Below are 19,385 nucleotides of genomic sequence, written 5' to 3'. Positions count from 1 at the left end.
CTCCACCTGGTATGAGGCTGGCGCTGTGTGGGCTATCGCCGAGGGCGTGTCCGACGGCACCAACCTGGAGGCCAACCTGACCCGTGAGCAGCTGGTCACCATGCTGTGGCGTTACGCCGGCAGCCCTGTGGTGGAAGGTGATCTGGCGGACTACCCCGACAGCGCCTCTGTCAGCGACTGGGCGGTGAACGCCATGATCTGGGCCGTGGAGAACGGCGTCATCACCGGCAACGGCGCCGGCGCTCTGAATCCCCAGGGCACCGCCACCCGCGCCGAGGTTGCCACCATTCTCATGCGGTTTATCGAGAACTAAATCCCATTGTCCCAGGGGCCTGATCCAGGCCTGCCATTGCCGCGCCGGTACTGCTACCGGCGCGGCAATTTGCTTCGGACGGAAAGGTGTGCGGTTCCGTTTTCTTGACACTTTAGGCGCGGATGGGGTAATATAATACCGTATGCGCACATTTCGCGCCGACTTCTTCGGAGGTCGGCAGTTTTACGATATGAGGAGAGGCCCATGGCAAGAAGTTCTTCCCCCAAAAGTTACGGCAATGACTCCATTTCCTCCCTGAAGGGGGCGGATCGGGTCCGCAAGCGCCCGGCCGTCATCTTCGGCTCCGACGGGCTGGAGGGCTGCGAGCACGCGGTGTTTGAGATCCTGTCCAACGCCATCGACGAGGCCCGGGAGGGCCACGGCAACCTCATCACCGTCACCCGGTATGAGGACAAGTCCATCGAGGTGGAGGACTTCGGCCGGGGCTGCCCGGTGGACTGGAACGAGAAGGAGCAGAAGTACAACTGGGAGCTGGTATTCTGCGAGCTGTACGCCGGCGGCAAGTACAACAACAACTCCGGCGACAACTACGAGTACTCCCTGGGCCTCAACGGTCTGGGCTCCTGCGCCACCCAGTATGCCAGCCGCTACTTTGACGCGGTGATCCACCGGGACGGCTTTGAGTACACCCTTCACTTTGAGAAGGGCGAGAATGTGGGCGGCCTGAAGAAGGAGCCTTACACCGGCAAGAAGACCGGCTCCAAGTTCCGCTGGCTGCCCGACCTGGACGTGTTCACCGACATCGACATCCCGGTGGAGTACTACCTGGACGTGCTCAAGCGGCAGGCGGTGGTCAACGCCGGCATCACCTTCCGATTCCGCAACCAGGTGGGGGGCAAGTTTGAGACCACCGACTTCAAGTACGAAAACGGCATCGAGGACTATGTGAAGGAGCTGGCGGGGGACAATCCCCTGACCCAGCCGGTGTTCTGGCAGACCGAGCGGAAGGGCCGGGACCGGGCGGACAAGGACGAGTACAAGGTAAAGCTGTCGGTCTCCTTCTGCTTCTCCAACACGGTGCAGGTCATTGAGTACTACCACAACTCCTCCTGGCTGGAGCACGGCGGCTCCCCGGAGAAGGCGGTGAAGTCCGCCTTCGTCAACGGCATCGACGCCTATTTGAAGGCCCAGGGCAAGTACCAGAAGAACGAGAGCAAGCTGACCTGGGCCGACGTGGAGGACTGCCTGGTGCTGGTGAGCAACAACTTCTCCACCCAGACCTCCTACGAGAACCAGACCAAGAAGGCCATCACCAACAAGTTTGTCCAGGAGGCCATGACCGAGTTCCTCCGCTCCCAGCTGGAGGTCTACTTCATCGAAAACCCCTTCGACGCCGCCAAGATCGCCGAGCAGGTGCTCATCAACAAGCGTTCCCGGGAGAACGCCGAGCGCACCCGGCTGAACATCAAGAAGAAGCTGTCCGGCAACGTGGATATCTCCAACCGGGTGCAGAAGTTTGTGGACTGCCGCACCAAGGATACTACCCGCCGGGAGCTCTATATCGTGGAGGGCGACTCGGCTCTGGGCAGCGTCAAGCTGAGCCGGGACGCGGAGTTCCAGGGCATCATGCCCGTCCGGGGCAAGATTTTGAACTGTCTCAAGGCCGACTACGCCAAGATCTTCAAAAGCGAGATCATCACCGATCTTCTGAAGGTGCTGGGCTGCGGCGTGGAGGTCCACGACAAGCACGCCAAGGACCTGGCCGCCTTCGACCTCATGAACCTGCGGTGGAACAAGATCGTCATCTGTACCGATGCCGATGTGGACGGCTTCCAGATCCGTACCCTGATCCTCACCATGCTCTACCGCCTCACCCCCACCCTGATTCAGCGGGGCTATGTGTATATCGCGGAATCCCCCCTGTACGAGATCAACTATAAGGAAAAGACCTGGTTTGCCTACTCCGACGCCGAGAAGAATGAAATTGTCAACGGCGAGCTGGCGGGCAAGAAGTGCTCCATCAACCGCTCCAAAGGTCTGGGCGAGAACGAGCCCGACATGATGTGGCTCACCACCATGAACCCGGAGACCCGGCGGCTCATCAAGGTCATGCCCGAGGATGTGGAGAACACCGCCCGGGTCTTCGACCTGCTGCTGGGAGACAACCTCCAGGGCCGCAAGGACCACATTGCGGAAAATGGATATAAATATTTAGAGCTGGCGGATATCTCGTAAGAAGTGCCTGCTGGGTGGGACACCGGCCTTTCTTTGCACCACTGGGAGGTGAACCCCATACAATATTTGTCCGCTTTTACGATTTTAGAAATGCTGTGCGTCAATTTGTATATCAGCCACATCTGCTTGGAACGCAAGGCCTCTGCCAAAATCGTGGTACCCGTCATGGCGGGGTTCACTTTGCTGCTGGTGGGGATCAGTTCTGTCACCCTTGCTGCGCTGCCGGGATACGGAGAGGGCTTTTTTGTGTTTCTCGGCTTCTTCTACCTGATTCCGCTGTTTTTCCTCTACCGGTACGGCATCAAGACCACCCTGTCGGTGATGTGTCTGTCCTGGTCCTACACCATGCTGATCTACCTCTTCTCCAAATATCTGGGCCAGTTCTTTCCGGAAGCTGCGGAGATGATCGCCATGCTGATCATCCAGACGGTGGTGTATCTGCTGACTCTGCGATTTTTTCTGCGGCTGCTGCACGAAAGACTGCTCTATGTCATCGTCCATGACCAGCCCAATAAGGGCAATATGTTCTTTTGCCTCAGCGCATCCACCTGTGCGGTGACCTTTTGCGCAAACTGGGTGCTGCTGAAAGAGGATTCTCTGGCGGCAAAGCTGGCCCTGATCTGCACATTGGCGGTCAATACCACCCTGATGTACCAGGCTCTCTACGGCCTGACCCATGCCCGGCGGCACGCGGTCCAAACCAAACAGGAATCGCTCACCGATGCGCTGACCGGCCTGAACAACCGCAGGGCCTTTTTTGAACAGGCGGAGCTGCTGGTGAGCGGAGGACGCCCCTTTGCCATCGCCTTTATCGACCTGGACCGCTTCAAATCCATCAACGATACCTACGGCCATGTGGCCGGAGACGACTATCTCCGACGGTTTGCCCGGGCGTTTACCGGGCAGTTCTCCCACCAGGGCACCCTTTACCGCATCGCGGGGGATGAATTTGTCTTTTTGTGGGAAGGAGAGCCGGGCGCCGAGGCCATGCTGGAGGAGATCCGGGGCTTCTCCGTTCCTTCCGCCAATTCAGCGGTCCCCTTCCTGGGCTTCAGCTGCGGCGCTGCCGCTTTCCCTGCCGACGCCGGGGCGCTGGATGAGCTGCTTGGCGTGGCGGACAGCCGGATGTACCGGGCCAAAACAGACAGCCGGGCTGCGAAAAACACCGTTTAGACGAACAAAGGATTGATACCATGGCTAAGAAAAGAACCCCCGAGGAGGGGGCGAAAAAGGTCAATAACCCCAACGTGATGGGCCTGCGGCCCGAGGTGCTGGAGCAGCCCATCACCGAGACCCTGGAGCTCAACTACATGCCCTACGCCATGAGCGTCATCGTCTCCCGGGCCATCCCGGAGATCGACGGCTTCAAGCCCTCCCACCGCAAGCTGCTGTACACCATGTACCAGATGCATCTGCTGGGGGGCAACCGCACCAAGAGCGCCAACGTGGTGGGCCAGACCATGAAGCTCAACCCCCACGGCGACGCCGCCATCTACGACACCATGGTGCGTCTTTCCCGGGGCTACGGCGCTCTGCTCCACCCCCTGGTGGACTCCAAGGGCAACTTCGGTAAGGTGTACTCCCGGGACATGGCCTGGGCCGCCAGCCGTTACACCGAGGTGCGGCTGGACCCCATCTGCGCCGAGCTCTTCCGGGACATCGACCAGGACACGGTGGACTTTGTAGATAACTACGACGGCTCCATGAAGGAGCCCACCCTGCTGCCCACCACCTTCCCCAACGTACTGGTGAGCGCCAACCAGGGCATCGCCGTGGGCATGGCCTCCAACCTGTGCGGCTTCAACCTGGGAGAGGTGTGTGACGCCACGGCGGCCTTCCTCAAGAACCCCAACGTCAACCTGATGGAGTATCTGAAGGCCCCCGACTTCCCCACCGGCGGCGAGCTGCTGTACGACGAGGCCGCCTTAAAGCAGATTTACGACACCGGCCGCGGCTCCTTCCAGGTGCGGGCCCGGTGGCGCTACCTCAAGAGCGAGAACCTCATCGAGGTGTACGAGATCCCCTACACCACCACGGTGGAGGCCATCATGGACAAGGTGGCCGAGCTCATCAAGGCGGGCAAGATCAAAGAGATCGCCGACATGCGGGATGAGACCGACCTGAACGGCCTGAAAATCACCATCGATCTCAAGCGTGGCACCGACCCGGACAAGCTGATGGCCAAGCTGTTCAAGTCCACCACCCTCCAGGACGCCTGCTCCTGCAACTTCAACATCCTCATCGCTGGTATGCCCCGGGTCATGGGCGTGGGCGCCATTCTGGAGGAGTGGACCGCCTGGCGGATGGACGGCGTGCGCCGCCGCACCTACCACGTGATGAAGAAGAAGCAGGAGAAGCTCCACCTGCTGAAGGGCCTGAAAAAGATCCTGCTGGACATCGACCGGGCCATCAAGATCATCCGGGAGACCGAAGAGGACGCCGAGGTGGTGCCCAACCTGATGATCGGCTTCGGCATCGACAACATCCAGGCGGAATATGTAGCCGACATCAAGCTTCGCAACATCAACAAGGAATACATCCTCAAGCGCATTGAGGAGGTGGCCGGACTGGAGGAGGAGATCGCCGACCTCCAGGACATCGTCAACAACCCCGGCCGCATCAAGAAGATCATTTCCCAGGAACTCTCGGCGGTGAAGAAGAAGTTTGCCGCCCCTCGGCGCACCGAGATCATCTACGACTATCAGGCCGCCGGCGCTCTGGAGGAGGAGGACGAGACCCCCGACTACGCCGTCCACGTCTTCTGCTCCAAGGAGGGCTACTTCAAGAAGATCACCCCCCAGTCCCTCCGCATGAGCAGCGAGCAGAAGTACAAGGAGGGGGACGGCCCCTACCTGTACTGGGAGGGCAGCAACCGGGACATGCTGCTGGTGTTCACCGACAAGCAGCAGTGCTACAAGGCCCCCCTCAGCGAGTTCGACGACGCCAAGGCCAGCGTGCTGGGCGACTTTTTGCCCACCAAGCTGGGCATGGACCCCGGCGAGAGCTTCGTGTGGGCTTGCCTCACCAGCGACTACTCCGGCCATATCCTCTTCTTCTTTGAGAACGGCAAGGTGGCCCGGGTGGAGGTGGCCGCCTACCAGACCCAGACCAAGCGGAAGAAGCTCACCGGCGCCTACTCCGACAAGTCTCCCCTGGCCGCCGCCCTCCACATCAAGGAGGACCTGGAGGTGGCCGTCACCTCCACCGAGGGCCGCTGCCTGGTGTTCCACACCGCCGCCCTCACCCCCAAGACCACCCGCTCCACCCAGGGCGTCAACGTCATGACCCTCAAGCCCAAGTGGAAGGTGGAGAGCGCCCGCCCCCTGGCGGACACCACCATCGTCAACGCCGCCCGGTACCGGGCACGGTCCCTGCCGGTGGCAGGCGCCCTGCTGAAGGAGGAGGACCGGGGCGAAGAACAGATCAGCCTGCTGTGATTCTGCGAGAGAAATGAGGAATTATCCTTGAAACACACTGTAAGCTATTACGTGAAGAGCTATGCCATCATCACGCTGGGTTCCCTGCTCTATGCCTTGGCCTATAACATCTTCTACGCCCCCAACCTGGTGGCCATGGGCGGCCTCACCGGCCTGGGCCAGGTGCTCAACGCCATCATCCCCGTCCTGCCGGTGGGCACCACCGTCTTTGTGATGAACGTCCCCCTGTTCTTCCTGGGCTGGAAGTATATCGGCGGCCACCTGCTGGTGTCCTCCCTGTACGCCATGACCTTCAGCTCCTTTGCCATCGACGTGATGAACATGATCTACCAGTTCCCGCCCATGGATACCATGCTGGCCTCCATCTTCGGCGGAGCCCTGCTGGGTCTGGGCATCGGCCTGGTGTTCTCCAAGGGCGCCACCACCGGCGGTACCGACCTCATCGCCCGGCTGCTCAAGCTGAAGTTTGCCTGGCTGCCCATGGGCACCCTGGTGCTCATCCCCGACTTCATCGTCATCGCCCTGGCCGCCATGGCCTTTGGCAAGGTGGAGACCGCCCTGTACGGCATTGTGTCCCTCTATATCACCACCAAGGTGATGGACACCGTGCTCTACGGCCTGGACAGCTCCAAGGTGGCCTATATCATCAGTGACCGCTGCAAGGAGATCACCGACGCGGTGATTGCCATGGACCGGGGCGCCACCATCCTCCACGGCGAGGGCGCCTACTCCGGCGACGAGAAGAAGGTGCTGATGGTGGCCTTCAAGCAGAAGGAGATCGTGCCCCTGAAGGAGAAGGTCAACGAGATCGATCCCCGGGCCTTCCTCATCGTGTGCGACGCCCACGACGTACTGGGCGAGGGCTTCCGCACCTACAACAAGAACGACATCTGATCGCCTCCACAGAGAAAGGATGGTTTCTATGACGGATTTCACCAAGGTAAAGGCCAATCTGGAGAAGCGCGGCTATGCGGTCACCTGCTTTGCCACCGCGGCGGAGGCCGTGGACTATCTGGACGGCAAGCTGGACGGCAAGACCATCGGTGTGGGCGGCTCGGTGAGCATCCGGGAGATGGGGCTCTTTGACCCGCTCAAGACCCACAACACCGTGGTTTCCCACTGGGAGGGCAGCCGCAAGGAGGATGCCGCCTTTACCCAGGTCTACCTGTCCTCGGTGAACGGCCTGGCGGAGACCGGTGAGATCGTCAACATCGACGGGGTGGGCAACCGCATTGCCTCTACCGTCTTCGGCCATGAGGAGGTCTACTTCGTGGTGGGCCGCAACAAGCTGGCCCCCGACTATGACGGGGCGGTATGGCGGGCCCGCAACGTGGCCTCCCCCAAGAACGCCATCCGCCTCCAGCGGAAGACCCCCTGCGCCGTCAAGGGGGACAAGTGCTACGACTGCAGCAGTCCCGAGCGGCTGTGCCGGGGCATGCTGGTGCTGTGGGAGGCCTCCAGCGGCATCGGCCGCACCGAGATCGTACTGGTGGACGAGGACCTGGGCTTTTAAGAGAAAGGAGGGGCAGCCTGTGAACAAGCGGATACCGGCCCTGGCGCTGTGCCTGAGCCTGCTTTTGTCGGGCTGCGTCTCTCTGAGCGGCTCCTCCTACACCGTGGTGGAGCCCCATACCGAGCAGCCGGTGCTGGGGGAGGACTCCTCCACCGTCAAGGCCAGCACCTACTCCGAACTAGTCAACGGCGTGCTCTTTTTCGTCACCCAGGGCATGGAGGAGGGAGTCATCCAGCTCACCGACTACAACGGCGACGTGGAGGAGGACCTGAACCGGGCCTGCCTGGAAGTGGCCAAGGACGACCCCCTGGGGGCCTACGCCGTGGACTTCATCAAGAACGACTACACCACCATCCTCACCACCTATGAGGCCACCATCACCATCTCCTACAAGCGCACCCTGGACCAGATCAGCTCCCTGGTGAACATCACCGGCACCAGCGCCATCCGGGAGGAGGCGGCCCAGGCTCTGTCCTCCTTTAAGACCGAGCTGGCCCTGCGGGTTGGCTACTTCACCGGCGACGCCGACACGGTGAAGGAACAGGTGCGTCAGGCCTATTACGACACCCCTGCCGCGGCTCTGGGCATGCCCGAGTGTACCGTCACCCTCTACCCGGAGACCGGCACCCAGCGCATCGTGGAGATCCTGCTGGACTATCCCCAGGAGTCCGCCGCCCTCAAGCGCCAGAGCCAGGAGCTTCAGGAGAAGGCGGAGACCATCCTCTCCCCCATCCGCTATCAGATCGAGACCCGCCGGCTGGACCTGCTGATGGAGGCCCTGCCCGGCGCGGTGAAGGTGAGCGCCCAGGGGGGCGCCACCGCCTGGGACGCCCTGGTGGGCAAGGGGGCCAACCACGAGGGTTTGGCCCTGGCCTTCCAGCTGCTGTGCGACGGCTTGCGGCTGGAGAGCGACATCGTGGAGGGCACCTTCCAGGGGGAACCCCGGTTCTTCAACCAGGTGGTGCGCAACGGAGCCACCGTGTGGGTGGATCTGAGCCGCAGCACCAACCGGACCTATACCGCCGCTCAGATGACCGAGATGGGCTATCAGTGGGAGGGCCAGGAGGCCTGAAAAGAAAAAATAAAAAAATCGAAAATTACCCTTGACATTAGCGGCATGGATTGCTATAATGACATCCGTCGCTTGCAGGTGTAGCTCATCTGGTAGAGCGCCACCTTGCCAAGGTGGAGGTAGCGAGTTCGAGCCTCGTCACCTGCTCCAGAAAAAAGAAACAGCACTCCAAATGGAGTGCTGTTTCTTTTTTCTCTTCTGCAAGAAAAGCAGGACATCCATGGATGTCCTGCTTTTTTTCTTATCCCAGGAAAAAGCGCACCGCCACGGCGGCCACCAGGAGCAGCACGCCTACCGACGCGGCGATGTCCGCGGCCAGCACCAGGTCCAGCCGGCGGCGGGGGGCCTCCTCTTCCGCCGGGGCGGGGCGTTCCATACGGGGCGCCTCCTCCGGGGTCTCCTCCAGGGCCCGGCGGCAGGCCTCAAAGTCCAGCACCTTCCCGGTGGTGCGCACCGGCTCCTTCCGCCGGGGCAGAACGGTATAGCACACCGTCTCCTGGCCTACGCAGGCCTTCTGATCCATCTCACACCCGCTGATGGTCACCCGTCTGGCGTCCAGATTGATAAACATGGTCTCCATACCGCTGTCCCTCCTGTTGTTCCGGCGTTTGACCCCAGTATAGCGGGTCCATTGTCCCATAAAACGTACTATCCAAGGATCAGGTTGTCCTTCTGACGGAGCAGAGGGGCAAAAAGTTCCCGGTTATTGTTCTAGAACTTTCGTTCGAGTTGAGTATACAACATATGTTCGAGAAAAGCAAGCGGAATTTTTTCTTTTTCATGGAAACCTTTTGGTTTTCCCTTCGTCTAACCGAGTAGGAAGATTTGTGCAAAGGAGGAAACCCTATGAAACGGACTGCGCGCGCCCTGCTGGCGGCGGTGCTGGCGGTGGCTCTGGCCCTGCCTGCGGCGGCTGCCGATCCCACGGACCAACGGATGACCCAGGTGACCCAGGCGGTGAAGGAGCAGCTGAACATCGGAGACTCCTACACCAAATTCTACGGCGACCTCACAGAAAACGAGTTTAACACGTACTGGACCCTGAACTGGGAGAAGGAGGGGGAGACCCTCCGGGTGGAGGCCGGTGAGGACGGCACCATCTACTCCTACGACCTGCGGCGGGAGGAGAGCTACGCCTACCCCACGGACAGCGACAGCACCACCGCCTTCCCCACCCTGAGCCGGGCGGAGGCCCTGCCCTATGCCCAGGCCTTTGCCGACCAGGTGCTCCACGCCCCGGAGAGCGTCAAGCTGACGGCCCAGGAGGAGAATGGCCAGGTGGGGGCCAGAACCTACGGCTTCCAGGCTCAGCTGCTGCTCTACGGCCTGCCCTCCCCCATCGGCGTGTGGGTGGAGGTGGACACCCGGGACGGTACCGTGGTGGGCTACCAGCGGGACGACCTGTACCAGACCTATCTGAACGAGCCCATCGACCCCGCCCCCTATGGCGACATGGCGGACAAGGCCTCCTCCCTGCTGAAGGGCACCTTGAAGCTGAAGCTGGAATATGTGCCCGATGAGAGCGATCCCGGCCGGGCGGTGCTGCGCTATGTGCCGGTGTACGGCGACAACTACTATGTGGACGCCGCCACCGGGGAGCTGGTCAACCTGACCCAGCTGTATCAGGAGCTGGAGAAGGGCGAAGGGGACAACGCGGCTTCCGGCGGCGCTGAGAGCGGGGACGGCAGCAACTCCCTCACCGACGTGGAGCAGGAGGGCATTGCCCAGATGGCCGGGGTGTGGTCCAAGGAGGACCTGGACAAGAAGGCCCGCACCTTTGCCGCGCTGAAGCTGGATAGCTGGACCCTGTACAGCTGCTCCTATCAGCTGAACCGGGAGAGCGGCGAAGTAAAAGCCACCCTGCGCTACACCCGGGACCAGGAGGGAAGCTCCAGCCGCACCATCACCCTGGACGGCAAGACCGGGGCCCTGCTGAGCGCCTCGGGCTACGCCTGGACGGAGGAGGATTATACCCCCGCTGTCAGCCAGCAGACCGCCCAGAAGACGGCGGAGGATTTCCTGGCATCCCTGTGGGGGGAGCAGTGGAAGTGCTGTGCCCTGTATGAGAGCACCCCCGCCGGGGAGGGCGATCGGGTCCACGTCTTCACCTTCGCCCAGAAGGTCAACGGCTACTTCTACCCCACCAACTCCATTACCGTGGGGGTGGACAGCGCCGACGGCACCATCCTGCGGCTGTCCCGCAGCTTTGACAGCGCCCCTACCTTTGACGACCCCGCCGGGGTGATTACGGAGCAGGCCGCTCTGGACGCCTGGTTTGCCACCTATACGGTGACCCCTGGCTACACCGCCGTGCCCCGTCGACTGGACCGCTACGGCAGCCAGTATCAGGACCTCATCGCCCGGGGCTACACCTACCTGATGGGCCTGGAGCTGGGCTGCACCCTGGAGCGGGATCAGTCCCTGCTGGGTATCGACGCCAAGACCGGCCAGCCCGTGAAGCCGGTGAGCACCCATACCGACCGGCCCACCTACTCCGATCTGGCGGGCAGCTGGGGCAAGACCCAGGCCGAGACCCTGGCCTCCTACGGCATCGGCTGGCTGGGCGGCAAGCTGGAGCCGGGCAAGGAACTGACCCAGCTGGACCTGATGGCCCTGATGGTGAGTACCCGGGGCTATCTGGCCGACCTGAGCCAGGAGGACGCCGCTGACCAGGTGTATGACCAGGCGGTGTCCATGGGCCTCATCACCCGCAGCCAGCGGCAGGACGACAAGCCGGTGACCCGGGCCGAGCTGACAAAGGTGCTGCTGGACTGGGGTGGCTACGGCAATGCCGCTGTTATCCCCGGCATCTTCCAGTGTACCTTTACCGACCGGGGAGACATCCCGGAGGGGTACTACGGCTACGCCGCCATCGCCCAGGGCCTGGGCATGGTCCAGGGGGACGCCGCGGGCCGCTTCCTCCCCAACCGCACCGCCACCCGGCTGGAGGCGGTGGTCATGCTCTATCAGCTGATGGACCGATAACATGGTTGAAAACCTGCCCCCGCGCAAGCTGCGCGGGGGCAGGTTTTTCTTGCGCGGCGGGGTCCGGTCTGGTATACTGAACCAAAAAGTTTTTTCGAGAGGGGACCTGCCGCTGTGGAGAGGAAGAATATCACGCTGATCGGAATGCCGGGCTCGGGCAAGAGCACCGTGGGGGTGCTGCTGGCCAAGACTCTGGGCTATCGCTTTCTGGACGCCGATCTGCTCATCCAGCAGCGGGAGGGCGCGCTCCTCCAGGACATCCTGGACCAGAGGGGCGTGGAGGGCTTCCTGGACGTGGAGGAGGCCGTCATCCGGGACCTGGACTGCACCGGTACCGTCATTGCCCCCGGCGGCAGCGCCGTTTGCCGGGAGGAGGCCGCCCGCCATCTGAAGGACCTGGGGCTGGTGGTGTACCTCCACGTGCCCCTGGAGGAGCTGGAGCGGCGCATCCGCAACATCACTACCCGGGGTATTGCCATGGAGCCCGGACAGACACTGGCCGACGTGTACGCTGTCCGGGAGCCTCTCTACCGCAAGTACGCCGACCTGACGGTGGACGTGACCGGGGGCAACACCCTGGAGCAGACGGTGGCGGCTGTGGTGGCCCGGCTGGGCTGACCGCCCCTTGTATTTTTCTGAAATAATGATATACTATAGGATAGCGAAATATCACGGATGAAATGCCCGCCGGCTGGCCGGCGGGCTTCGTCGTGTTTTTTCTGCCTCCGCGCGGCAGGATTATTTTTGGTGCCCCCGGCGCGGAAGGGGCATGTAAGACGAAAGGAACGAACCGCATGACATTCCAGGACCTCGGCCTGAACGCGCCCATCCTGAAGGCGCTGGCCGAACAGGGGTATGAACGCCCCTCCCCCATTCAGGAAAAAGCCATTCCCCCCGCTCTGGCGGGCCGGGATGTACTGGGCTGCGCCCAGACCGGCACCGGCAAGACCTGTGCCTTTGCCGCCCCCATCCTCCAGCGGCTCAGCGGCCGCAAGGGAAAGGGTATCCGTGCCCTCATCCTCACCCCCACCCGGGAGCTGGCCCTCCAGATCCAGGAGAACATCGTGGCCTACAGCCGCCACCTGCCCATCCGCTCCGCCGTCATCTTCGGCGGCGTAGGCCAGAACCCCCAGGTGGAGCAGCTGAAGAAGGGCGTGGACATCCTGGTGGCCACCCCCGGCCGCCTGGGCGACCTGTACAACCAGAAGTTCGTGGACCTGTCCAAGCTGGAGGTCTTCGTGCTGGATGAGGCCGACCGGATGCTGGACATGGGCTTTATCCACGACGTGCGCCGTATCCTGGGCTGGCTGCCCAAGAAGAAGCAGACTCTCTTCTTCTCCGCCACCATGCCCCCGGAGGTCCAGGGGCTGGTGGACTCCCTGCTGGTGGACCCGGTGAAAGTGGCGGTAAACCCTGTCTCCTCTCCGGTGGAGGTCATTGACCAGCGGCTGTACTATGTGGACCGGGGCAACAAGACCAAGCTGCTGGCCACCCTGATCCTGGAGCCCGACGTGAAGAACGCCCTGGTGTTCACCCGCACCAAGCACGGCGCCAACAAGGTGGCCGGGGACCTGGTGAAGGCGGGTATTGCCGCCGCCGCCATCCACGGCAACAAGAGCCAGACCGCCCGGCAGCAGGCCCTGGCCGACTTCAAGAGCGGCAAGGTCACCGCCCTGGTGGCTACCGACATCGCCGCCCGTGGCCTGGACATCGAGGAGCTGAGCCACGTCTTCAACTACAACCTGCCCGACGTGCCCGAGACCTACGTCCACCGCATCGGCCGTACCGGCCGGGCGGGCCACGGCGGTACCGCCATCTCCTTCTGCGACATCAACGAGAAACAGGAGCTGAAGGACATCCAGAAGCTGCTGGGCAAGGACATCCCGGTGGTGGAGGACCATCCCTGGCCCATGGAGGTCTTTGAGCCCCTGCCCAAGGACAAGAAGGGCCGTACTGTCAACCCGGAGGATGCCGAGGCCCGGGCGGCCGCCAAGGAACGCCGCCGCCAGCGGGACGCCGCCAACAAGGCCGCTGCCGCCGAGAAGAAGGCCAAGGCTGCCCAGAAGGCAGCGGAGCAGCCCGCACCCGCCCAGCCCGAAAAGAAGAAGCCCCGCCGGGGGGTGCGCAACAGCGCCACTCTGGAGGAGGCTCTGGTAGCCACCGCTCCCGCCCATCCCTCCGCCCTCGAGCCCGCCTTTGGCGATTTCCACCGGCCCGATCCGCTGGCCAGTGATATCATCATGGACGCCACCGCCCGGCTGCTGGCCCCCCGGAAGCTGCCCCGGCAGCCCGAGAAGCCCCGCCGGAAGGACAAGGGGGAGCAGCCCCCCAAGGAGGCCAAGCAGAGCCGCAAGGGCAAGCAGGCCTCCCAGGAGAAAGCGCCTAAGAAGGAGAAGCAGCCTTCTCAGGAGAAGGCCCCCAAGAAGGAGCGCAAGCCCCAGGAGAAGCAGGCTCAGCCCGCCGCTCCTGCCCCCAAGAGCGGGCGCAAAAAGCGGGGCGGCCGGGGCCGGTCGGGCCGTCCGCCGGAGATCATTCTGCGCACCAACGGCCAGAAGGATTCCACCGAGCAGCCCAGCCTGATGAAGCCCTACTACCTCAGCGACGACTAACCTCATACAAGCAGCCCAAAGGGCGCGCCGCAGCCGCGGCGCGCCCTTTTTTGGTACACTTGCTGGTATGGTGAAAATGAACAAAATTTTTTTGTTAAAGAAATAACAAAGAGAAAGCTTTAAGAAATTTTGACGAAAAACATCGTTAAGTAAATAACATAGAGAGAATATGAAAAAATAAACGAATATTTCATCCTGAAAAAATTGCAGACAAAAAACTAAACTTATAATTTTAAACTTGCAATCACCGGGTATTTGAAGTATGATTCAGATAACATCGGGAAAATTGTCCCAAGGGACAAGAGATGCGGAAAGGCGGTGAATGTATGTCTCTGGAAGCGATCAAGCAGGTGACCGAGGCAGAGCAGCTCCACAAGCAGCGCAAGGCGGAAGCCCAGGCAGAGGCCAAGCGCACCGTGGCGGAGGCCGAGCGGGCAGGAAAGGCCCGGCTGGCGGAAGCCCGAGCGCAGGCGGAGGCCCAGGCCCGCGAGTTCATGAAGGCGGCCGAGGAAACGGCGGCCAAGCATGCGGCCGAGGTAAACGCTCAGACCCAGAAAACCTGCGATGCCTTGCGTGCCAAGGCGGAGGGCCGCCTGGCCGACGCCGCTGCCAGCATCGTGAGAAGGGTAGTGAAGAACTGATGTCCATTGTGAAAATGAAGCGGCTGCGGCTCATCGGCATGCGGGACCAGCGTGAGTCCCTGCTGCGGCTGCTTCAGCATTTGGGCTGTGTGGAGATTGACGAGCCGGGGGACCGCTCAGGGGACCCCGACTGGGCCAGTCTGACGCGGCCGGACACCGGTGCGCTGAACGAGGCCAGGGATGCCCGTACCAGCGTGGAGAACGCCCTCAAAACGCTGAAAAAGTACGGACCCAAGCAGAAGGGCGGGCTCCTCACCCCAAGACCGGTGATCACCGAGGGAGAGCTCTTCGACGACGGGGCCTACCGGACCGGCCTGGCGGATGCCGGGCAGCTGGTGGCTCTGGAGCGTAAGATCTCCACCCTCTATGCCGAGCAAAACAAGCTGAGAACCCAAAAGCTGGCGCTGGCTCCCTGGCTGGCGCTGGATATCCCCCTGGAGACGGCCTCCACCCCCGAGGTGGCGGTGCAGTTCGGTACGGTGGCCGCGTCCACCGATCTGGACGCTATGGAAGGTGCTCTGGGGGCGGTCACCGACCTGTATGAACTCATGCGGGCGGGGGCCGACAACGAACTGAAGTATCTGGTGTTCCTCTGTCACCGCAGTGCCGAGGAGGGGTGCCAGGAGGTGCTGAAGGAGTATGGCTTCTCCCGCTCCGCCCTGCGGGGCTGGACGGGCACCGCGGCGGAGAACGACCGGCAGCTGGATCAGAAGCTGACCGAGGCCGCCAAGGAACTGGAGGCCACCATCGCCCAGGTGGGCGAGTACGCCGCCAAAAAGGGCGCCCTGGAGCAGTGCCTGGACCGGGCCGATCAGGAGATCGCCCGGGAGGAGGCCCGCTGCCGCCTGCTGGACAGCAGCACCGCCTTCTTCCTGGAGGGCTGGGTGCCCGTACCCGACGAGAAAAAGCTGCTGGAGCAGCTGGGGAAGTATGACTGCTGCTGGGAGACCCAGGACCCGGCGCCGGAGGACTACCCGGTGGTGCCGGTGAAGCTGAAGAACAACAAGTTCACCGAGCCCCTCACCACCATCACTGAAATGTACTCCTTGCCCGCCTACGACGGCGTGGACCCCAACGGCCTGATGGCCCCCTTCTATATCTTCTTCTTCGGGTTCATGTTCGCCGATCTGGGCTACGGCCTGATCCTGGCGGGGGCCTGTGCCTTCATCAACTGGAAGGTGCGCCCTAAGGGCGGCTTCGGACAGCTGATCCGGCTGATGATCATGTGCGGTATCTCTTCCGCCGTCATTGGTTTCTTCACCGGCGGCTTCTTCTCCGACTTCCTGTATCAGTTCACCAACATGCTGGGCCTGCCCCAGCCGGTGATCCCCTTCCTGTCGGTGCCCGACGGGGTGACCGGCGTGCCCGGTCCCCTGCTCAACGTCATGGGCGACCCCATGACCGTGCTGGTCTTCGCACTGGCGGTGGGCTTCGTACAGATCATCGTGGGTATGATCGTGAAGTTCTGGATGCTCTGCCGGGACGGCCAGGTGGTGGATGCTATCCTGGACATCGGTACCTGGTGGGTCATCTTCATCGGCATCGGCCTCTTCGCCGCCGGTATCGGCAACGTGGCGGGCTACCCGGTGGTGCTCATCATCGGCTGCCTGATGCTGCTGGGCCAGGGCCGCTCCGCCAAGGGCTTTGGCAAGGTGACCGCCATCATCGGCGCGGTGTACAACGGCGTGACGGGCTACTTTGGAGACATCCTCTCCTACTCCCGTCTGATGGTCATGATGCTGGCCGGTTCTGTTATCGGCCAGGTGTTCAACATTCTGGGCGCCATGCCCGGCGGCGGTCTGCCCCCGGCCATCGGCATCCCCATCTTCTTCGTGATCTTCATCATCGGCCACGCCTTCAACATCGGCCTGAACGTGATCGGCACCTACGTCCACACATCCCGTCTGCAATACCTGGAATTCTTCAAGCAGTTCTATAAAGAGGGCGGACGCCCCTGGCGGCCCCTGAATATTGCGACAAAGTATGTCGACATTAAGGAGGAACAGTAACATGACATTCGGTGAATTTCTGACCCAATACGCTGGCGCGTTCTTTGGTTTTCTGGGCGCCGCTCTGGCTGCAGGCCTGGCCTGCGTTGGTTCCGCAAAGGGTACCGGCCTGGCCGGTGAGGCCGGCGCCGGTCTGCTGGCCGAGGACCCCTCTCAGTTCTCCAAGTGTATGATCCTTCAGGTTATCCCCGGCACCCAGGGCCTGTACGGCCTGGTTATCGGCTTCCTGGCCCTGATGAAGATGGGCCTGTTCAGCGGCACCGTGGGCGAGCTCACCATTGCCCAGGGCCTCATCGTTCTGGCCGCCTGCCTGCCCATGGCTCTCGGCGGCCTGCTCTCCGGTATCGCCCAGGGCCGCGTGGCCGCCGCCTCCGTGGGCATCGTGGCCAAGAACCCCAACGACTGGTCCAAGGGCATGGTGCTGTGTATCATCGTTGAGTTCTACGCCATCCTGTCCCTGCTCATCTCCTTCCTGATGATCATGTTCGGCTTCTAAGCAAGAGGTAGACTATGGACGGAATTGAAAAAATCACCGGGCGCATCGCGGCTGACGCGGGGCGGGAGATCGACGACATCAACGCCGAAGCCCGCCGCCAGGCCGACGAGATCACCGCGCGGTACGAGGCCCAGGCCAAGCGGGAGAGCGAGGAGATCCTCTCCCGGGGCCGCCGCAACGCCGACGAGCGCGTGGAGCGGCTGGCCAGCGTGGCCCAGCTGGACGCCCGCAAGCTGGAGCTGGCCGCCAAGCAGGAGATGCTGTCCAAGGCCTACGACCTGGCCCTGGAGCAGCTGGTGAACCTGCCCGACAAGGAGTACGTGGACCTGCTGGCCGACCTGGCGGTACGTGCCTCCTCCACCGGCCGGGAGGCGGTCATCTTCTCCCAGAAGGACCGCGCCCGCTACGGCAAGGCGGTGGTCACCCGGGCCAACGAGCGCCTGAAGGACGGACACCTGACCATGTCCGAGCAGTCCCGCCCCATCAAGGGGGGCCTCATCCTCAGCGACGGGGACGTGGAGGTCAACTGCACCTTTGAGACTCTGGTGCGCCTCCAGCGGGGCGAAATGGACCGCGAGGTGGCCAAGGTGCTCTTTGACTGATGCGCTCCTTGCAAGTAAGGAGGCAACATTTTGGCTAAGATCAAAGATACCGACTATCTGACCATATCCGCCCGCATCCGGGCCATGGAGAACCGTCTCCTGACCCGGGAGCGGATGGAGCGGATGCTGGACGCCCGCACCGACGACGAGGCCGTGAAGGTCCTCTCCGAGTGCGGCTACGGCGAAATGCCCGCCCTCACCCACGCCGCGCTGGACGAGATGCTTTCCGCCGCCCGGGGGGCTCTGTATAAGGAGCTCAAGGGCGCGGTGCCCGACAAGCGGCTGGTGGACGTGTTCCAGATGAAGTACGACTACCACAACGCCAAGACCCTCATCAAGGCGGCCGCCGTAGGGGCTGAGCCCGACCGGCTGCTGATGGAGGGCGGCCGCTGGACCGCCGCCCAGATCAAGGAGGCCTACCAGCGGGACAACCTGCGGGACTTTACCGATCCCTTCCGGCAGGCCATCGTTCAGGCCCGTGAGCTGCTCAACGGCGGCGGGGACCCCCAGTTGGCCGACTTCGTGCTGGACCAGGCCTACTTCGCCGAGATGAGCGACACCGCCAAGGCGGTGGGCAGTCCCTTCCTGGAGGGGTACGTCCGCCTGCTCATTGACGCCACCAACCTGCGTTCTGCCGTCCGGTGCGCCCGCATGGGCAAGGGCTCCGATTTCCTCAGCCAGGTGCTGCTGCCCGGCGGCAGCGTGGAGGTACACACCCTCACCTCCGGCAAGGGCAGCGATCTGGCCGCCCTGTTCCGGGCGGGCCCCCTCAGCGAGGCGGCCGCCGCCGGCGCCGCCCTCACCTCCCCCGGCAGCGGGGAGCTCACCGCCTTTGAGCGCCTGTGCGACAACGCGGTGATGGGCTATCTGGCCCAGGCCCGCCGCATCCCCTTCGGGGAGCAGGCGGTGATCGGCTACCTGTACGCCAGGGAGACCGAGTTTACCGCCATCCGCACCATTCTGTCCGGCCGCATGGCGGGGCTGGACGGGGATACCATCCGGGAAAGGCTGCGTGAAGCCTATGTCTAAGTATCGCATCGCAGTGCTGGGAGACAAGGACAGCGTCCTGGGCTTCAAGGCTCTTGGGCTGGACGTGTTCCCGGCTGAAACGGTGGAGGAGGCCAAGCAGATCCTCCACAAGCTGGCCAAGGAGAATTACGCGGTGATCTACCTGACCGAGCAGTACGCCGCCGATATGACGGCGGAGGTGGCCCGGTACAAGGATGAGCTCACCCCGGCCATTATCCTGATCCCCGGCAAGGACGGCTCTCTGGGCATCGGCATGGCCAACGTCAAGAGCGCCGTGGAACGGGCCGTGGGCGCGGACATCCTTTGACCTTCCAGGGGGGGACGATGTCCCCCCTAGATACGAAGGCGGTTCCCGAGGAAACCGCCTTCGATACCCCCCTCACCCGCGCCCGCGCGGGTGGCTGCCCGCCGGTGGCGGAGCAGGCAGGGGTGTGCTCCGCAGGCGCATGTCCTGCTGCGCACGAATTTTGATCTTCTTTCCGG

Annotated in this window: 17 protein-coding genes and 1 tRNA gene; 17 read left to right on the top strand and 1 reads right to left on the bottom strand. The window is 62.8% G+C overall.

Features of this window, described 5'->3' with window-relative positions; genetic code table 11:
• The 8 genes from J9789_RS15320 to J9789_RS15285 all read left to right on the top strand — a co-directional run.
• Nucleotides 1–313 (top strand): S-layer homology domain-containing protein (locus J9789_RS15320; protein ID WP_209346557.1); only part of this gene is annotated, 313 nt, incomplete at its 5' end.
• A 204-nt stretch (nucleotides 314–517) separates the two neighbouring features.
• The gene (locus tag J9789_RS15315) at nucleotides 518–2,509 is read left to right on the top strand and encodes a toprim domain-containing protein (protein ID WP_209346556.1); all 1,992 of its coding nucleotides are present in this window, start codon (nucleotides 518–520) and stop codon (nucleotides 2,507–2,509) included.
• A gap of 66 nt (nucleotides 2,510–2,575) precedes the next feature.
• Nucleotides 2,576–3,682 carry a GGDEF domain-containing protein gene (locus J9789_RS15310; protein ID WP_209346555.1) on the top strand — a complete coding sequence of 369 codons (1,107 nt, stop codon included), beginning with the start codon at nucleotides 2,576–2,578 and terminating at the stop codon, nucleotides 3,680–3,682.
• A 20-nt stretch (nucleotides 3,683–3,702) separates the two neighbouring features.
• A complete protein-coding gene (locus J9789_RS15305; protein ID WP_209346554.1) occupies nucleotides 3,703–5,946 on the top strand; it encodes a DNA topoisomerase (ATP-hydrolyzing) subunit A in 2,244 nt (747 codons plus the stop codon).
• Nucleotides 5,947–5,973: 27 nt separating this feature from the next.
• A complete protein-coding gene (locus J9789_RS15300) occupies nucleotides 5,974–6,840 on the top strand; it encodes a YitT family protein (protein WP_209346553.1) in 867 nt (288 codons plus the stop codon).
• A 28-nt stretch (nucleotides 6,841–6,868) separates the two neighbouring features.
• Nucleotides 6,869–7,459 carry a lactate utilization protein gene (locus J9789_RS15295; RefSeq protein WP_209346552.1) on the top strand — a complete coding sequence of 197 codons (591 nt, stop codon included), beginning with the start codon at nucleotides 6,869–6,871 and terminating at the stop codon, nucleotides 7,457–7,459.
• A gap of 19 nt (nucleotides 7,460–7,478) precedes the next feature.
• Nucleotides 7,479–8,531: a hypothetical protein gene (locus J9789_RS15290; RefSeq protein ID WP_348633707.1), complete on the top strand. Its 1,053-nt coding sequence runs from the start codon at nucleotides 7,479–7,481 to the stop codon at nucleotides 8,529–8,531.
• 74 nt (nucleotides 8,532–8,605) lie between these two features.
• A tRNA-Gly gene (locus J9789_RS15285) sits at nucleotides 8,606–8,681 on the top strand.
• Nucleotides 8,682–8,772: 91 nt separating this feature from the next.
• Here J9789_RS15285 and J9789_RS15280 read toward each other — a convergent pair.
• Entirely contained in the window at nucleotides 8,773–9,111 is a 339-nt protein-coding gene (locus tag J9789_RS15280) for a hypothetical protein (RefSeq protein ID WP_209346551.1), read from the bottom strand.
• Between the two features lie 266 nt (nucleotides 9,112–9,377).
• Between J9789_RS15280 and J9789_RS15275 the strand changes: the two genes are divergently transcribed.
• The 9 genes from J9789_RS15275 to J9789_RS15235 all read left to right on the top strand — a co-directional run bounded on the left by J9789_RS15275 (nucleotide 9,378) and on the right by J9789_RS15235 (nucleotide 19,209).
• Nucleotides 9,378–11,516: an S-layer homology domain-containing protein gene (locus J9789_RS15275; protein ID WP_209346550.1), complete on the top strand. Its 2,139-nt coding sequence runs from the start codon at nucleotides 9,378–9,380 to the stop codon at nucleotides 11,514–11,516.
• A gap of 114 nt (nucleotides 11,517–11,630) precedes the next feature.
• Nucleotides 11,631–12,134: a shikimate kinase gene (locus J9789_RS15270; protein WP_348633706.1), complete on the top strand. Its 504-nt coding sequence runs from the start codon at nucleotides 11,631–11,633 to the stop codon at nucleotides 12,132–12,134.
• A gap of 176 nt (nucleotides 12,135–12,310) precedes the next feature.
• Entirely contained in the window at nucleotides 12,311–14,125 is a 1,815-nt protein-coding gene (locus tag J9789_RS15265) for a DEAD/DEAH box helicase (protein ID WP_209346549.1), read from the top strand.
• Nucleotides 14,126–14,451: 326 nt separating this feature from the next.
• The gene (locus J9789_RS15260) at nucleotides 14,452–14,766 is read left to right on the top strand and encodes a hypothetical protein (protein ID WP_245185321.1); all 315 of its coding nucleotides are present in this window, start codon (nucleotides 14,452–14,454) and stop codon (nucleotides 14,764–14,766) included.
• Nucleotides 14,766–16,775 carry a V-type ATP synthase subunit I gene (locus tag J9789_RS15255; protein WP_209346548.1) on the top strand — a complete coding sequence of 670 codons (2,010 nt, stop codon included), beginning with the start codon at nucleotides 14,766–14,768 and terminating at the stop codon, nucleotides 16,773–16,775. Before J9789_RS15260 ends, J9789_RS15255 begins: the two co-directional genes overlap by 1 nt.
• A 1-nt stretch (nucleotide 16,776) precedes the next feature.
• Nucleotides 16,777–17,271, top strand: coding sequence for a V-type ATP synthase subunit K (locus J9789_RS15250; protein ID WP_209346547.1), 495 nt, complete (start codon nucleotides 16,777–16,779; stop codon nucleotides 17,269–17,271).
• A 14-nt stretch (nucleotides 17,272–17,285) separates the two neighbouring features.
• Entirely contained in the window at nucleotides 17,286–17,873 is a 588-nt protein-coding gene (locus J9789_RS15245; RefSeq protein WP_209346546.1) for a V-type ATP synthase subunit E family protein, read from the top strand.
• Between the two features lie 30 nt (nucleotides 17,874–17,903).
• Nucleotides 17,904–18,902 (top strand): V-type ATPase subunit, encoded by a 999-nt coding sequence (locus tag J9789_RS15240; RefSeq protein ID WP_209346545.1) that lies wholly within the window; start codon nucleotides 17,904–17,906, stop codon nucleotides 18,900–18,902.
• Nucleotides 18,895–19,209: a V-type ATP synthase subunit F gene (locus J9789_RS15235; RefSeq protein ID WP_209346544.1), complete on the top strand. Its 315-nt coding sequence runs from the start codon at nucleotides 18,895–18,897 to the stop codon at nucleotides 19,207–19,209. Before J9789_RS15240 ends, J9789_RS15235 begins: the two co-directional genes overlap by 8 nt.
• The last annotated feature ends 176 nt before the right edge of the window (nucleotides 19,210–19,385 follow it).

The organism is Flavonifractor sp. AGMB03687 (genome assembly GCF_017811815.1).
Classification (GTDB): Bacteria; Bacillota; Clostridia; order Oscillospirales; family Oscillospiraceae; genus Flavonifractor.
Note: the sequence above shows the minus strand (reverse complement) of the source record. Positions and strands in the feature narration are given on the sequence as shown.

Excerpts from the sequence above, each read along its gene's own strand:
- J9789_RS15315 (WP_209346556.1), top strand. The coding sequence starts at position 518 with ATGGCAAGAAGTTCTTCCCCCAAAAGTTACGGCAATGACTCCATTTCC.
- J9789_RS15305 (WP_209346554.1), top strand. The coding sequence starts at position 3,703 with ATGGCTAAGAAAAGAACCCCCGAGGAGGGGGCGAAAAAGGTCAATAAC.
- J9789_RS15295 (WP_209346552.1), top strand. The coding sequence starts at position 6,869 with ATGACGGATTTCACCAAGGTAAAGGCCAATCTGGAGAAGCGCGGCTAT.
- J9789_RS15280 (WP_209346551.1), bottom strand. The coding sequence starts at position 9,111 with ATGGAGACCATGTTTATCAATCTGGACGCCAGACGGGTGACCATCAGC.
- J9789_RS15275 (WP_209346550.1), top strand. The coding sequence starts at position 9,378 with ATGAAACGGACTGCGCGCGCCCTGCTGGCGGCGGTGCTGGCGGTGGCT.
- J9789_RS15265 (WP_209346549.1), top strand. The coding sequence starts at position 12,311 with ATGACATTCCAGGACCTCGGCCTGAACGCGCCCATCCTGAAGGCGCTG.
- J9789_RS15260 (WP_245185321.1), top strand. The coding sequence starts at position 14,452 with ATGTCTCTGGAAGCGATCAAGCAGGTGACCGAGGCAGAGCAGCTCCAC.
- J9789_RS15255 (WP_209346548.1), top strand. The coding sequence starts at position 14,766 with ATGTCCATTGTGAAAATGAAGCGGCTGCGGCTCATCGGCATGCGGGAC.
- J9789_RS15250 (WP_209346547.1), top strand. The coding sequence starts at position 16,777 with ATGACATTCGGTGAATTTCTGACCCAATACGCTGGCGCGTTCTTTGGT.
- J9789_RS15245 (WP_209346546.1), top strand. The coding sequence starts at position 17,286 with ATGGACGGAATTGAAAAAATCACCGGGCGCATCGCGGCTGACGCGGGG.
- J9789_RS15235 (WP_209346544.1), top strand. The coding sequence starts at position 18,895 with ATGTCTAAGTATCGCATCGCAGTGCTGGGAGACAAGGACAGCGTCCTG.